At 54.2% G+C, this 14,601-nt stretch carries 12 protein-coding genes and 1 tRNA gene; 11 read left to right on the forward strand and 2 right to left on the reverse strand.

The window, feature by feature from the left end; all coding sequences use genetic code 11:
• The first annotated feature begins 54 nt into the window (after positions 1-54).
• Together QOL67_RS09525 and QOL67_RS09530 are read left to right on the forward strand one after the other, a co-directional pair.
• Positions 55-129, forward strand: a tRNA-Phe gene (locus QOL67_RS09525).
• A 165-nt stretch (positions 130-294) separates the two neighbouring features.
• Entirely contained in the window at positions 295-1,491 is a 1,197-nt protein-coding gene (locus QOL67_RS09530; protein WP_283425740.1) for a tyrosine-type recombinase/integrase, read from the forward strand.
• A gap of 523 nt (positions 1,492-2,014) precedes the next feature.
• On the opposite strand, the gene QOL67_RS09535 is transcribed toward QOL67_RS09530, so the two are convergent.
• A complete protein-coding gene (locus QOL67_RS09535) occupies positions 2,015-2,962 on the reverse strand; it encodes an AraC family transcriptional regulator (protein ID WP_283425741.1) in 948 nt (315 codons plus the stop codon).
• 146 nt (positions 2,963-3,108) lie between these two features.
• Here QOL67_RS09535 and QOL67_RS09540 point away from each other — a divergent pair, with 146 nt between their 5' ends.
• From QOL67_RS09540 to tal, 8 genes are all read left to right on the forward strand, one after another.
• Positions 3,109-4,404: an ABC transporter substrate-binding protein gene (locus QOL67_RS09540; protein WP_283425742.1), complete on the forward strand. Its 1,296-nt coding sequence runs from the start codon at positions 3,109-3,111 to the stop codon at positions 4,402-4,404.
• Positions 4,405-4,520: 116 nt separating this feature from the next.
• A complete protein-coding gene (locus QOL67_RS09545; RefSeq protein WP_283425743.1) occupies positions 4,521-5,384 on the forward strand; it encodes a carbohydrate ABC transporter permease in 864 nt (287 codons plus the stop codon).
• Positions 5,381-6,190: a carbohydrate ABC transporter permease gene (locus QOL67_RS09550; RefSeq protein WP_283425744.1), complete on the forward strand. Its 810-nt coding sequence runs from the start codon at positions 5,381-5,383 to the stop codon at positions 6,188-6,190. Before QOL67_RS09545 ends, QOL67_RS09550 begins: the two co-directional genes overlap by 4 nt.
• Positions 6,191-6,202: 12 nt before the next feature.
• Positions 6,203-7,249 carry an NAD(P)-dependent alcohol dehydrogenase gene (locus QOL67_RS09555; RefSeq protein ID WP_283425745.1) on the forward strand — a complete coding sequence of 349 codons (1,047 nt, stop codon included), beginning with the start codon at positions 6,203-6,205 and terminating at the stop codon, positions 7,247-7,249.
• Positions 7,250-7,252: 3 nt separating this feature from the next.
• On the forward strand, positions 7,253-8,338 hold the full coding sequence (locus QOL67_RS09560; protein ID WP_283425746.1) for an ABC transporter ATP-binding protein: 1,086 nt from the start codon (positions 7,253-7,255) through the stop codon (positions 8,336-8,338).
• Positions 8,339-8,517: 179 nt separating this feature from the next.
• Entirely contained in the window at positions 8,518-9,972 is a 1,455-nt protein-coding gene (gene xylB, locus QOL67_RS09565) for a xylulokinase (protein WP_283425747.1), read from the forward strand.
• 48 nt (positions 9,973-10,020) lie between these two features.
• A complete protein-coding gene (gene tkt, locus QOL67_RS09570; RefSeq protein WP_283425748.1) occupies positions 10,021-12,018 on the forward strand; it encodes a transketolase in 1,998 nt (665 codons plus the stop codon).
• 75 nt (positions 12,019-12,093) lie between these two features.
• Positions 12,094-13,044: a transaldolase gene (gene tal / locus QOL67_RS09575; RefSeq protein ID WP_283425749.1), complete on the forward strand. Its 951-nt coding sequence runs from the start codon at positions 12,094-12,096 to the stop codon at positions 13,042-13,044.
• 314 nt (positions 13,045-13,358) lie between these two features.
• Here tal and QOL67_RS09580 read toward each other — a convergent pair whose 3' ends face one another.
• Entirely contained in the window at positions 13,359-13,535 is a 177-nt protein-coding gene (locus tag QOL67_RS09580; RefSeq protein WP_283425750.1) for a zinc-finger domain-containing protein, read from the reverse strand.
• A gap of 129 nt (positions 13,536-13,664) precedes the next feature.
• Between QOL67_RS09580 and QOL67_RS09585 the strand changes: the two genes are divergently transcribed.
• Positions 13,665-14,597, forward strand: a complete 933-nt coding sequence (locus tag QOL67_RS09585) for an ABC transporter ATP-binding protein (protein ID WP_283425751.1) — start codon at positions 13,665-13,667, stop codon at positions 14,595-14,597.
• Positions 14,598-14,601: the final 4 nt, after the last annotated feature.

A 14,601-nucleotide genomic window follows, 5' to 3' on the forward strand; every position in this document is an offset into this window, starting at 1 on the left:
GCCCTTGTTGGCTGTCATAGAAGGCCTGCACCCAAGGCGAACAAGCCTTCCCGTGCCCGGGTAGCTCAGGGGTAGAGCAGTGGATTGAAAATCCTCGTGTCGGTGGTTCGATTCCGCCCCTGGGCACCACTATTACTTCCAAGATAATCTATCGTGGTCCTGAAAACGTCAGGGTATATGGACTTATTGCACTTTGGTCGTCCAGAATAGTGCATTGCAGTCCATCGGTATCTACCCCCATTGAGGGTGCATTTGGGGGTACCGCTGGCTAAGTTCAGAAAGGATACCCCCACGTTGTCCAACTTGACCGATGCGAAGATTCGCGCACTCAAGCCAAGAGAGAAGAGTTTTAAGGTTTCTGACTTTGATGGCCTCTATGTGCTCGTGGCAAAATCTGGCTCCAAGCTGTGGCGATTCAAGTACAGAATTCACGGCAAAGAGAAGTTGCTCGCGTTTGGCCGGTACCCTGAAATTGGGTTAAAGCAAGCCCGAGCAATGCGTGATGCCGCTAGGGAGGCTGTTGCCCAAGGATTGGATCCCTCCGAGCTTCGTAAGGAAAGTGCATGGCTAGAGCAGGAGGCTCAGGGGCTGACATTTGCAGCGATTGCTAAAGAAGTGCTCGAGAAAAAGGTTAAAGAGGGTAAGGCGCCAGCGACTTTGAGTAAAACTGAGTGGTTGCATGGACTTCTTTGCGCAGACCTTGGCGGGCGTCCAATTGGTAAGATCACACCGCGGGAAGTGCTGGTTCCCTTGAAGAGGCAAGAGAGCCGCGGAAAGTTCGAAACCGCCCTGCGTATGCGTGCTGCCGCGAGCGCTGTCTTCCGGTATGCGATTGCAGTTGGCCATCTGGACAACGACCCGACCTACGCGCTCAAGGCTGCGCTCGTCAGGCCGCAGGTAAAGCATCGGTCTGCGATCACGGATCCTGCGAAGGTAGGCGGCCTTCTGCGCGCGATAGATGGGTATGAGGGGGATCCCTTAACCCGGATCGCTCTTTCCTTACTTGCCTATACAGCGTTGCGTCCGGGAGAAGTGCGTTTTGCCGAGTGGAACCACATAAACTTGAGTGCGGCGGTTTGGACTGTACCTGAGAAACTGGCGAAAACTCGGCGCGAACATACAATACCTTTGTCAAAGCAGGCCTTGGATCTGCTGGTTGAATTGCAGGCCTATACCGCAGGGCGGACCGAACTCCTGTACTCATCGAGATCGAAGAGTAGGGTCATGAGTGAAAACACTCTGAACGCTGCGTTACGCACGATGGGTTACAGCGGTAACAGAATGACTTCACACGGCTTTCGATCAACATTCTCCACCTTGGCCAACGAAAGCGGAATGTGGCACCCGGATGCGGTTGAACGTGCTTTGGCTCATGTCGAAAGCAATGAGGTTCGCAAGGCTTACGCGCGCGGAGCGCATTGGGAGGAGCGAGTGAGGATGGCGCAGTGGTGGGGGAACTACCTAGATGAACTCAAGGCACCTGGTGCCTGAAGACACGAAAAGAAGTCTGCTACCCAATCGCCAAAAAAATTCGCAGATTCGCAGATTCGCAAGGCGTATGCTGTATTTCCATTTGAAGAGTTTGACGAAGCAATGCCAAAAGGGTCGCCTTCCTGCCTGGCCGTCGGGAGGGATTGATGAATTTGACCTCGTTGTCGAAGTGGGGTGTAAGGCGGTATCTCGCTGCCTTCATTCTCAGAGTTTCATCTGCTCTGTTATTGGCTTGAAAATTGGGGTTGCCGCGCCTGTCTTTCGACCGTGAACGGCCCACAAGAGACATTCATCACAATCGATGTTGACGCAGTGCGGCTTCACCAGACCGGACTTTCTCTGCGGCTGCATGATCCGGGGGCTCTTGAACTTGCAGTCTGCGGGTTTTGCTGCCTTTCAGACAACATCTTCAATGGCGGATTTTCGAAACTACTTGCGTTCTGCCCTTGGAATTGGCCAGCCGTTAGTGGGATTACTAAGTAATAAAGCCGTCGGGCAACTTGTCTTCTCATCGTGCCTTAACCTAGTCGCGGGCGAATGTAGAAAGACTCCGTTCTTGTTGTTTGGACAAGTTGCGTTGTCGAGAAGCTTTGCGATATTTCGAGGGAGTCATTCCTGTCTTTCGCAAGAACGTTCTATTGAAGTTGGCGATATTGTTGAAACCTGCTTCGAAACAGATCGAGGTGATCGCGTCGTCGGTTTCGAGCAACAGCTTCCCGGCCATCCAAAGGCGCAGCGAGGTCATGTGCTCTGAGAAAGTATTGCCTGTCTTGCTTTTGAAGAAGCGCGAAAAGGCGCTTTCTGACATGCCTACGACCTCAGCCACCTCTTTGAGGGAAGGGGAGTCCAGAAAGTTTCGCTGCAGGTAGTCAAGAGCCGCTTCGATCACCTTGTGATCTTTGACCCCTTTGATGTGGTCTTCGACGCTGAAGGCCTCGGAAGAGAGCACCGACACGTCTTCCGAGCGGGACAACACTGAAAGCAGTTCAATCATTTTGGACAAATCGGCCAGACTCCCGGACCCATCCATGCTTTCCAGGATTCTCCGTCCGACGTCTCGCGTATCGCCAATGAACTCCAGACCCCGAGCAGCCTTTGCAAACATCTCTTCGACCCGTTTTAGTTCCGGAAACCCATTTGCAGCATTCAAAAAGACATGAGGGTCAAACTGCAGCACGATATCCCGCGCTTCGAGGAGTTCGTCGCCGATATAGGGCGTAATCCAATTGTGCGGCAGGTCTGATCCGACCAAATAGAGGTGTCCTGCTTCGAACTGGCCGATGTGATCACCAACATAGGCAAGCCCCGAGGAATGGCGAATCAAGTGAATCTCGAACTCGGGATGATAGTTCCAAACGTTCCTCTCCCAAGGATAGTCATCAACGCGCCAGAGAAAGCTGTGACCGGGCTGGATTTCGACCTGTTCAAAAAACGCATGTGTTTCAGTTGGGTTTATGGGTTCTGGCCGCATGGAAAACTCCAGTTAGAATCAATCTGTCTGTCTTGTAGTGCGGAAGTGATTTCCGCAAAATAGTATAGAAGTGTCGCATGGGGAACTGTAGTCTTGGAATTCGCAAGCACGCATAGTCTAGGTCAAGCCCGATCGGAGGAGAGGGCATGAAAAACCTTTGGGAGGAATACCTAGTGAAAATTAAGAGCCACCTCAAAACCACTGCGACTTCCGTTGCCGTGATTCTTGCAAGTCAGGCTGCTTTGGCAGCTGGTGTTTGTACTGATGACGTGCGCATCCTTGCGCAGCCTCAGGCGGGGCTGACGACCACTGAAGGTTTCGCAAGCGAGTTTGAAGAACTGGCAGGTGTCGGCTTTCAGATCGACTACCTGAACGAGAACGACCGCCGCGCGAAATCTCGTGCCGACGCGTCTGTCATCGGCAAGTACAATGTGTACTATGTTGACGAGGCTAATCTGGCACAATTCGCATCAACAGGTTGGATTGCGCCACTTCTCGACCACTACCCCGCAGAATACGACTTCGAAGATTTCGATTCCGGTCGTCAGACGACTGCGACATTTGACGGTAAAGTCTGGTTCGCCCCGATCACCGGCGGTGGCGACCTGATGGTTTACCGTACAGACGTCTTCGAGGCTGCTGGTGTTGAGCCTCCGAAAACCCTCGAAGAGCTGTTCGAAGTGGTCGAAAAAATCCACGATCCAGAGAATGGCATTTACGGATATGCCCTTCGTGGCCAGCGCGGTTCGGGTGCAAACGTATGGCGTTGGATGCCTTACTTCCGTGGCTTCGGCGGTGAGTGGTTCAACGAAGACGGCACACCAGCGTTCAACAGCGAGGCAGCTGTCAAAGCCACTGAAACCTACCTGAAGCTGTTCGAATACTCCCCTCCCGGCACACGTACCGGCAGCTGGGATGAATCGACCGGTGCTTTCAATTCTGGCCAAGTTGCTCTGATCGTTGAATCCGCGCCATTGGGCGGCATGTCGTTGAACCCTGACAACTCAAACGTTTCAGACAAAGTTGCCTTTGGCACACCTCCTGCGCCTTTGACTGGCGGCGGTTATGCGCACGGTTTCGCCATTGGTTCCAAAGCCAACGAAACAGATGCGGAGCGTGACTGTGCTGCACTTTGGATCGCTTGGGCGACATCGAAAGAGAACGAGTTGCGCCGTCTGGAAGCTGGTCAATCCGGCGAGCTGAACCGCGTCAGCGTGTTCAACAGCCCCGAGTTTGCGGAGGCATTCGGCGAGGAGCTTCCTGCTGCTCTCGAAGCAACCGCTCCGTTCACGCGTGTGAACTTCTGGCAGAATGAAAAATGGCCTGATCTGGGCAACCGATGGGGTATCATTCTGGAAGAGCTGATCACGGGTCAGCGTACGGACATCAACGAAGCTCTCGCCGAGTTGGAAGCCTACGCAATCGAACTGAACTCAGACTAAGTACTTCCTCCCTACTGCAGTACGTCTGCAGTGCCACCCGGGTAGCTGCGAGGTTACCCGGGCAAGCGTACACGATTAGATTTTTGAAATCCTGGGAGCACATGAAGGGGGGCGAAATGAACCGCCGCAGTTCACTGCCATATACATTCCTGATACCGACAGTTGCATTGCTTGCAATTCTTGCACTGACACCAACGATTTACGCGTTGAATGTGTCATTCACTGACAGAACTCTGTTCTCGAGCAGCTCAAACTACATCGGCTTCGAGAACTACATCGACCTGCTGAGCGACCGTCGCTTCGTAAACTCTGCATACGTTTCTTTGAAGTGGGAGATCATGACTGTCACAACGACGATGATCATGGCGGTCGGGCTAGGTGTCTTGATGTTCGAATGCGCATCTCCAAAGATGCGAAACCTCTATTGTCTGATCTTTTTGATCCCCGTCTTGTTGCCCCGGGTTTGTGCGGCTTTCGTCTGGAAGTTTGCCTTTCACCCGCTGTACGGCATCGTGACCTATCCCTATCGGGCAATCACAGGCCAACCTCTGGACTTGCTCGCGGACCCGACAACCGCGCTGATGGTTGTTGGCTTTGTCGACGTCTGGCAGTGGGGATTCTTCTTCGCCGTCATTATCGTGAAACTCCTGGAATCTCTGCCACCTCAACCGATCGAAGCGGCCCGTCTGGACAACGCCAAGCCGTGGCAGATCCACTTCTATGTGACGATCCCGATGCTGAAAGCGCCGTTGATCAGTCTGGCGTTGGTGAAAGCAATTGAGTCGTTGCGTTCCTTTGACCTGATCTACGTCATGACACGCGGTGGCCCGGGTATCGCGACCGAAACCCTGGATATGTACGCCTTTTCCCAAGGCTTCATCGAAGCTGGGAAGATTGGCTATGCCTCCAGTATCGCCGTGATCATGCTGTTGACGACGATCATTACCTTCACAATCATCTGGAAAAGGGTGAATAAATGATCACGCGTTTTCTCGGGAAATCCCTTCTGGTGTTCTGTGCGGCTTGCGTCCTGGTTCCCTTGCTCTGGACCTTGATGAATGCCTTCAAAGTCAACGCAGACCTGCTCACGCCTGTGCCGCAGTTCTTCTTCGACCCGACCTTTGAGAACATCACTTATGTATTGAGCCGGCAGAGCGTTTTCGGCGCACTCTATAACTCGCTCATCATCTGCCTGTCCGCGGTGGGGCTGGGGCTGGTTCTCGGGCTGCCGGCGGCCTACGCCATTGCGCGGAACCCGAACCGGATTACACAAGAGATCCAGTTCTTTGTCCTGTCGCTGCGGTTCTTGCCCCCGGTCGCAGTCGCGATCCCGTTCATGGTGATTTGGCTGAACCTCGGCATGTATGACACCCGCTGGTCGATGATCATCACCTATTCGCTGATCACGATCTCCATCACGATTTGGCTGTCGATCCCGGGATTCCAGCAGGTTCCCAAGGAGATAGAAGAGGCCGCACGTGTCGATGGTTATGGACCCTATGCGGTGTTTGCGAAAGTGGCTCTGCCCGTTGCAATGAAATCGCTCCTTGGCGCGCTGGCCTTCAGTTTTGTGCTGGTCTGGAACGAGTTCATGCTCGCCCTGATGCTCACGACAAGTGACGCAAAAACACTTCCGATCGTGGCATCCGAAATGTCGCAACAGGGCCTGAACGTGCCCTGGGGCATCCTGAACGCCGCTGTTGTTTTACTCAGCATCCCACCTCTTTTGCTCCTCGGCCTCCTGAGCAGTTTCCTGAACCGCTCCTTCGCCCAGAAAAATCGGTAGAAAGTTATCACCATGAAAGCACTTGTTTTAGAGCGGGTCGGAGAGCTGTCGATCAGAGACATCGATCTTCCCGATACGGTTGGAGCCAACGACGTAAAGATTGCAATCGATACAGTTGGTGTCTGCGGGAGCGATGTCCATTATTACACACACGGCCGGATTGGCGATTTTGTCGTCAAGGACCCTATGGTCCTTGGCCACGAAGGGGCAGGGACAGTCATTGAGGTTGGCGGTGCTGTTAAACACCTCGAGGTTGGAGACCGTGTCTGTATGGAGCCAGGGGTCCCCGATCCAACATCCCGCGCTTCAAAGCTAGGGATCTACAATGTTGACCCCGCGGTGACCTTCTGGGCGACGCCACCAGACCACGGTATCTTGACAAATGAAGTAGTGCATCCCGCCGCCTTCACATACCGGTTGCCTGACGCAGTCAGCTTCGCCGAAGGTGCGATGGTCGAACCATTTGCGATCGGCATGCAGGCTGCCGCACGGGCAAAGATCACTCCCGGCGATGTTGCAGTCGTCACTGGCTGCGGAACCATCGGGATCATGGTCGCTTTGGCTGCACTTGCGGGTGGGTGTAGCAAAGTGATTATCTCTGATGTCAGCGCAGAAAAACTTGAAATCGCTGTTCGGTATGACGGCGTTATTCCGGTCAACGTCGCTGAAGGTACACTCCAAGCTGCTGTCGACGAACACACGTCGGGCTGGGGCGCCGATGTTGTGTTCGAGGCGAGCGGCGCGCCTAGCGTGTTGAACGATGCGGTGCGCGCCGTGCGACCCGGTGGATGCCTGGTTATGGTCGGCATGCCGCCCAGTGAAATCCCATTCGATTTGAACGCGGCAATCGCGCGGGAAATCCGTATCGAAACCGTGTTTCGCTATGCCAACGTCTTTGATCGCGCGCTGGAGCTGATCGCCTCCGGCAAGGTCGATTTGAAGCCTCTGATTTCGGAGACTTTTTCTTTCGACCAGAGCATCGAGGCGTTTGAACGAGCCGCAAAAGGCTTGCCCACTGATATTAAACTGCAAATCAAAATTGCAGTTTCAGGAGACTAAGTTATGGCTGAGATCGTGTGCCAAAATATAAAGAAAAACTATGGTGCGGTCGAGGTTGTTCCCGACTTCAGCCTGCATGTGGAAGACCATGAGTTCATCGTCTTCCTAGGCCCGTCTGGTTGCGGGAAATCAACGATGCTGCGCATGTTGGCTGGCCTTGAGGAAATCACCGGCGGCCAACTCATGATTGGCGGCAAGGTTGTTAATGATCTTGAACCGCGGGATCGTGGCATCGCGATGGTGTTCCAGAACTATGCGCTCTATCCGCATATGACGATCCGTGACAACATCGCGTTCGGACTGCGTCGCATCAAGGTGCCTGAACACGAAATCAAATCACGAACCGAGGACGTGACATCGGTCTTGGGTTTGGGGCCCTATCTGGACCGAAAGCCCACGGAACTGTCTGGTGGTCAGCAGCAGCGTGTCGCCATTGCACGTGCTATGATCAAAACGCCTGACGTGTTCCTCTTTGATGAACCTTTGTCCAACCTTGACGCAAAACTACGTGCAACAATGCGTGAAGAGATCGCGCGGCTACACAAGAAGCTGCGCACAACGACCGTCTACGTGACTCATGACCAGATGGAAGCCATGACACTCGCCGATCGCATCGTCTTGATGAAAGACGGTCAAATTGAGCAGGTCGGAAGTCCTGAAGAAATATACGAGCGCCCGGTTTCGCGCTTTGTTGCGAGCTTCATCGGCACGCCGGCTATGAACTTCATAGAATTGAAGGTCGAGCAGTCCGGCACAGAATGGTTCGTGGTCGGCGAAGGTGTGAAGTTAACATTCGATTCGTCGCGCTTCGATGTCTCAGTTGGGCAGCAAGTCACGCTGGGTGTGCGGCCAAGTGATTTCGAGGCAGTCAGTGAAGTCACTGATCGGACTTTGGCCGGTGAATGCGACTTGATTGAATATCATGGCGATCAGGCTCTTGTCAGCTTCAGGGTCGGCAGTGTTCACCTTCATGCTCTCGTTGCTGCACGGCAAAGGCCGTCTGAGGACGAGCATGTTTTGTTCCAGATCCGTCAGAACACCTCGCATCTGTTTGACGCGACAACGGGGCGGTCTTTGCTTAAGCAATGATCCCTTAATGTACCAACAGATTGGTCGGGCACTCCGACCAATCGCTCTGACTGGGGGGCGTGCGGCATGAGACATCAGCGCCGCTGGCGCAGAAACAATAAAAGGTTTCGCTCGCTGAGCCACTCAATCCGCCCACCACCGACTGAACGACAACGGCACCATAAACTGCGGAGTATCATATGAGTTATCTTGGGGTTGACCTTGGTACGTCTGGCTTGCGGGCTTTGTTGGTTGATGCCGACGGCGCCCCTATTGGCTCCGCGGAAAGCTACTATGCGGTATCCAATCCTGCTTCTGGATGGTCTGAGCAAGACCCGTCTGACTGGCTTGCTGCACTAGACGAGGTTGTCGCGAAGTTGAGCTCCAACCACAGCGCAGCCTTCAAGGCATTGCGCGGCATTGGCGTCGCTGGGCACATGCATGGTGCAACGCTTTTAGATGATGCTGGCGATGTTTTGCGACCTTGTATACTTTGGAATGACACACGATCTGAAGCCGAGGCCGCTGAACTCGATCAGACCACTGAAGTAAGAGAACTTTCTGCCAATATTGTCTTTCCCGGATTTACGGCACCCAAACTTGTTTGGGTCAAAAATAATGAATCCGAAACCTTTGAAAAAGTGGCCAAAGTGCTGCTGCCTGCCGCTTACCTCAACTATCATCTTACCGGCGAATATGTGGCCGATAGGTCCGACAGCTCAGGCACGTCTTGGCTGGATGTCAAACAACGCGCTTGGTCGGATCTTTTGTTGAAAGCAAGTACGATGTCTCTGGACCAAATGCCGAACTTGGTAGAAGGCAGCGAGACAGCGGGTGTTTTGCGGTCCGAACTGAAAAGCCGATGGGGCCTGACCGGAGAAGTTGTCGTCTGTGGCGGAGCGGGAGACAACGCCGCCGCCGCCTGTGGAATAGGGGCGCTGCGCGAAGGCGACGGATTTGTGTCCTTGGGCACCTCAGGCGTTGTTCTCGCTGCACGAGACAGTTTTAACCCTGCGCCAGACACAGCTCTGCATACGTTTTGTCACGCCGTGCCCGACCAGTGGTATCAGATGGGCGTGATGCTATCTGCGACTGACAGTTTGAATTGGCTCTCGCGCATCATGGCGACACCGCCCGCGGATCTGACAAAGGCGCTCGGTACGGACCTCAAAGCGCCGGGAGATGTGCGGTTCCTGCCATATCTGTCAGGAGAGCGCACGCCACACAATGACGCCCGCATTCGCGGAGCCTTCACAGGTCTGTCGATGAATAGTGACAAAGAGGAACTTACGCGTGCGGTCATAGAGGGCGTCAGTTTCGGCCTGAAAGATTCACTCGACGCGCTCAAATCGACAGGCGCGAAAATTGACGCTCTGACGGCCATTGGTGGGGGAAGCGCGTCGGGCTACTGGCTGAACCTTTTGGCTACAGTGCTTGATGTGCCACTTAAGATTCCAACAGGGCGAGAGTTCGGCGCCGCCCTTGGTGCGGCGCGTCTGGCGATGATCGCGGCCACCGGTGCATCGCCCAGCGACATTGTCGCCGCCCCTGAAACGGGTTTTGTTATGCAGCCGAATTCCGACCTTACCGCAGCATTCGCAGACGCATATCAAGCGTTCCGTACCGCTTATCCAGCTGTGAAAAACATTCAATAGCGCGCTTTTCGAGCGTGACGACGAAGCTTTAACAGGACGTTTTATCAGATGACCAATCTTTCAAAAAATCTGGAGCCACTCGCAAATGTAATCCGTGGCCTTGCGATCGACGCCGTTGAAACGGCTGGGCATGGTCACCCCGGTGCTGCGATGGGAATGGCCGATATCGCAACCGTTCTTTATGCGAACCATCTCAAATTTTTAGGGACCTCCCCTGACTGGCATGATCGTGACAGAGTTGTTCTCTCGAACGGTCATGCCTCCATTCTTCACTATTCGCTGCTCTACTTGACGGGCGTGCCGGGGGTTGAACTGGATGATATCAAGGCGTTTCGAAAGAGCGGGTCGATTACACCCGGCCACCCAGAAGTCGGGCATACCCCCGGTATCGAGGTAACGACCGGCCCACTTGGTCAAGGGCTTGGCATGTCTGTCGGCTTGGCGCTCGCGGAACAACGTCTTCGCGACGAGTTCGGTTCTGATGTTTGCAACCACAGAACTTGGGTGTTCGCAGGCGATGGGTGCTTAATGGAAGGTGTCGGACAAGAGGCCGCATCCCTTGCGGGGCATCTTGGTTTGGGACACCTGAACGTGCTTTACGATAGCAACCAAATCACAATTGATGGCAGCACTGCAATCTCGTTCACAGAAGATACCGCAGCCAAATTCAAGGCTATTGGGTGGCACGTCTTGGAAGCCTGCGGGCATACCCATGCTGAAATTAACGAGGCTCTATCGTCTGCGAAAGCCGAAGTCTCCAAGCCGTCATTGGTGATCCTGCGCACCACAATTGGCTATGGTGCGCCGACGAAATCAGGAACGTCAGGTATTCACGGATCCAAGCTTGGAGGCGAAGAAGCGGCTGCGGCCAAAGGCGCGCTTGGGTTGCCACCCAAACCATTCGAAATCCCTGCCGAGCATTTGAAAGCCTGGCGCACGTTCGGAGCGCAAGGCGCAGCAGCACATAAGGCCTGGCAGGCACGCATCTCGAAACTCAAGGCCGACGTTGCGAAAGACTATGCGCGCCGTATGCAGGGTGACCTGCCTATGGGCCTTCACGATGCTCTTGAGAAAACGAAGCACTTCTATTTCTTAGAACCCAAGACGCTCGCAACGCGAAAAGCCAGTCAGCTTGCTCTTGAGGTATTCACAGAAAAGATGCCGGAAATGATCGGCGGATCGGCTGATTTGACTGGCTCAAATCTGACAAAAACATCTGCGACAGACACAGTCTTTTCTGCTGCTGCGAGTGGGCGTTACGTCAATTATGGTGTGCGCGAATTCGCGATGGCCGCTGCCATGAACGGCTTGGCGCTTCACGGGGGGATCATACCCTATGGTGGAACGTTCCTCGTCTTCTCTGACTATATGCGCAACGCGATCCGGCTTGCGGCTTTGATGAAAGCCAAGACACTTTTCGTGATGACACACGATTCCATCGGGCTTGGTGAAGACGGGCCGACCCACCAACCTGTCGAACATTTGGCCAGCTTGCGTGCCATTCCAGGTCTCCATGTTTTCCGTCCGGCTGACGTCATAGAGACGATCGAAGCCTATGAGGCCGCAATGACAGCAAACGGCCCGTCGCTCTTTGCCTTTTCTCGACAGGGGGTTGCGCAAGTTCGGTTGAGGCAAAGCACTGAAAATCTGACATCCAAAGGAGGCTACGTTCTTGTTAAACCGGATGCGCCGCGTGATGTCACACTCATCGCAACCGGCACCGAAGTGACGCTTGCGGTCGAAGCGGCGAAGATACTGGCTGAACGTGGCGTCCACGCCGCAGTTGTGTCCTTACCATGCTGGTCTTTGTTTGATCGCCAAGGGAAAGACTACCGAGATAGCGTGCTGGGAGATGTGCCACGTATCGCCGTAGAAGCGGCCAGCACCTTCGGTTGGACGCGATATGTAAACAGCGAAGAGGATGTTCTCGGCGTTGCGGAGTTTGGCGCGTCGGCTAGCGACAAAGAGCTATATGCAAAGTTTGGGCTGACACCCGAGAATATCGCTCGGCAGGCACACAAAAAAGTCGAGGCCAGCTTCGTTTGAGGCCAGTAGGGAAATGTCCCCAAAGTCTGCCTTTTCTCTCCTTGTGTCCCAGAATACTGAAATCTTATACGAAAGATGGTTCCTTTGATTAGCGCACTCCAACAGCTTGAACAGATGACTATGATTGTCGCCGATACTGGTGACGCCGGCCTTGTGAAAAAGCACAAGCCTCTAGATTGCACAACCAACCCGTCCCTTGTGCTTGCCGCATTGAACAGTCCAGACTCACAAGATCTTATTGAGCAGGAAATTTCAGCGGCACGTAGTGCGTCCATGGATGCTGCGGCCCTGTGTGACACGCTGACCGTGTCCATCGGTGCGAACCTGACAACTTTGGTGCCGGGCCGTGTTTCAACTGAGGTCGACGCACGATTGTCGTTTGACGTCGATGCCTCAGTGCGTAGGGCGCATGCGATTGTTGAGGACTATGCCAAGCGCGGAGTTTCAAAGGGTCGCATCCTGATCAAGCTTGCCTCAACTTGGGAAGGTATTCGCGCAGCTGAAGTGTTAGAGCGCGAAGGGATCAACTGTAACCTCACGCTGCTATTTACCTTAGAGCAAGCCAAGGCATGTGCAGATGCTGGCGCATTTTTGATTTCGCCGTTTGTGGGCCGGATCACGGATTGGTACAAAAAAGCCGAAGGTGTTTCTGAATACGCACCCGAAGAGGACCCAGGCGTCAAATCTGTCCGTGAAATCTATACCTATTTCAAAGAGCATGGGATCGAAACAGTTGTGATGGGCGCATCGTTCCGCCACATTGGCCAGATCAAAGCTCTGGCGGGTTGCGATAGGCTCACGATCTCTCCTGATCTCCTTACTGAGCTGGCGGATGACACCAGTATCGTTGACCGCGCCTTGTTGCCTGTCGACGGCAGTAAACGAACGCCTGTTGCAATCTCAGAAGAGGACTTCCGCTGGGACATGAACCAAAATGCCATGGGAACCGAAAAGCTAGCAGAAGGTATCCGAAAATTCGATGCAGATCACCTGATGCTGCTCAATATACTGGCGGACCGCATATAGTCATTCAGTGGACCATCTGCTCGTTCTTAGAGCTTGAGCAATCAGATCATTTTTGACCTGTTTCTCAAAGTGCCGGGCGTTGCTCCGCAGGCAGAAACTTGAATTTCTACTCATCTGTCTTGGTGCGCATCTTGGCACTGCCTTGAATGGGTGTGAGGTGGAGTTTTCCGAAAATCAGCCGTTCGTTCCTCGTACCGCCTTCAGCGATTTGGGCTCATTGCGGACATTCTCTGCAGGCGCGTGAACTGTCCCCCCCAACAAAAAAAACCGCCCCACCGGACGGTCTTCCCAATCTCTCAATCCAATGGCGACCCTCAAGCCACCTTGTCTTTGAAATCCTCGTGGATGAACTTGCAGTCACAATACGGGCACTCCACCCAGCCGTGCTCATTTGGGATTTGCAGGTACACGCGCGGGTGGCCGCCCTCACCGCCGTCACAAGACACTCGGTAGCTGTCCACAATCTTGGTTTCTGGGGCGTCAATTGTCATCTGCGATGTCCTTTTTGGCTTCGGAGGTGCCCTCCGATGGCGGTGTTTTCTGTCGGCTGTGGTTGAGCTTCACATCCGCATTGATTAGGGCGAATAATAGGCATTGCGCAGCGGGGAGCAAGAGTGGCCATGACCAACAACGCGATTGAAATTCGAGGGTTGCAAAAGACCTACAAAGGTGGCCGCGGCACCCCCGCCAAACACGCACTCAAAGGCGTCGATCTGACGGTGCCTGCAGGCAAGATTTTTGGCCTGCTTGGGCCCAACGGTGCGGGCAAATCGACCATGATCAACATCATGGCGGGTCTTGTGAACAAGTCGTCCGGTACCGTGAAAATCTGGGGCTTTGATCAGGATGAAAACCCCCGCCAATCCCGCGCCGCGATCGGTGTGATGCCCCAAGAATTGAATCTTGATCCATTCTTCACGCCGCGCGGTGCGCTGGAAGTACAGGCTGGTCTTTACGGCGTGCCCAAACACCAGCGCCAAAGTGACGACATCCTGCGCATGGTGGGCCTGTCAGACAAAGCTGAGGCTTACGCCCGCACACTTTCCGGTGGCATGCAGCGCCGGTTGCTGCTTGGCAAAGCGCTGGTGCACCAACCGCAGGTATTGGTTCTGGATGAGCCCACCGCTGGTGTGGATATTGAACTGCGCCAGATGCTGTGGTCCAACATTCGTCGCCTGAATGAGGAACGCGGCGTGACCGTGATCCTGACTACCCACTACCTCGAAGAGGCGGAGGAGATGTGTGATGAGATTGCCATCATCAACCACGGCGAGGTGGTCGCGCGGGACAGCACCGCAAACCTGCTGGGACAGGTGGACAGCAAATGTATGGTGATTGATCCGGTTGCGCCGGTGGAGACATTGCCATCCGCGCCCGGTATCGAGGTCACGCGCCGCGGTGACGGCCGCATCGCGCTGACCTATCAGGCGCGCGAAACCTCAGCGGAGGATGTGCTTGGCGCGGTACGAGCTGCGGGCATCGCCATTGCTGATGTGAAAACAGAGCAGGCTGATCTGGAAGATGTATTTCTACAGCTGACCAAATCCACCTAGATCA

It is taken from the genome of Shimia sagamensis (genome assembly GCF_900182745.1).
In the GTDB taxonomy this organism is placed as follows: Bacteria; Pseudomonadota; Alphaproteobacteria; order Rhodobacterales; family Rhodobacteraceae; genus Shimia; species Shimia sagamensis.

Excerpts from the sequence above, each read along its gene's own strand:
- tkt (WP_283425748.1), top strand. The coding sequence starts at position 10,021 with ATGACCAATCTTTCAAAAAATCTGGAGCCACTCGCAAATGTAATCCGT.
- QOL67_RS09535 (WP_283425741.1), bottom strand. The coding sequence starts at position 2,962 with ATGCGGCCAGAACCCATAAACCCAACTGAAACACATGCGTTTTTTGAA.
- QOL67_RS09555 (WP_283425745.1), top strand. The coding sequence starts at position 6,203 with ATGAAAGCACTTGTTTTAGAGCGGGTCGGAGAGCTGTCGATCAGAGAC.
- QOL67_RS09540 (WP_283425742.1), top strand. The coding sequence starts at position 3,109 with ATGAAAAACCTTTGGGAGGAATACCTAGTGAAAATTAAGAGCCACCTC.
- QOL67_RS09580 (WP_283425750.1), bottom strand. The coding sequence starts at position 13,535 with ATGACAATTGACGCCCCAGAAACCAAGATTGTGGACAGCTACCGAGTG.
- QOL67_RS09560 (WP_283425746.1), top strand. The coding sequence starts at position 7,253 with ATGGCTGAGATCGTGTGCCAAAATATAAAGAAAAACTATGGTGCGGTC.
- QOL67_RS09550 (WP_283425744.1), top strand. The coding sequence starts at position 5,381 with ATGATCACGCGTTTTCTCGGGAAATCCCTTCTGGTGTTCTGTGCGGCT.
- QOL67_RS09545 (WP_283425743.1), top strand. The coding sequence starts at position 4,521 with ATGAACCGCCGCAGTTCACTGCCATATACATTCCTGATACCGACAGTT.
- tal (WP_283425749.1), top strand. The coding sequence starts at position 12,094 with ATGGTTCCTTTGATTAGCGCACTCCAACAGCTTGAACAGATGACTATG.
- QOL67_RS09585 (WP_283425751.1), top strand. The coding sequence starts at position 13,665 with ATGACCAACAACGCGATTGAAATTCGAGGGTTGCAAAAGACCTACAAA.
- xylB (WP_283425747.1), top strand. The coding sequence starts at position 8,518 with ATGAGTTATCTTGGGGTTGACCTTGGTACGTCTGGCTTGCGGGCTTTG.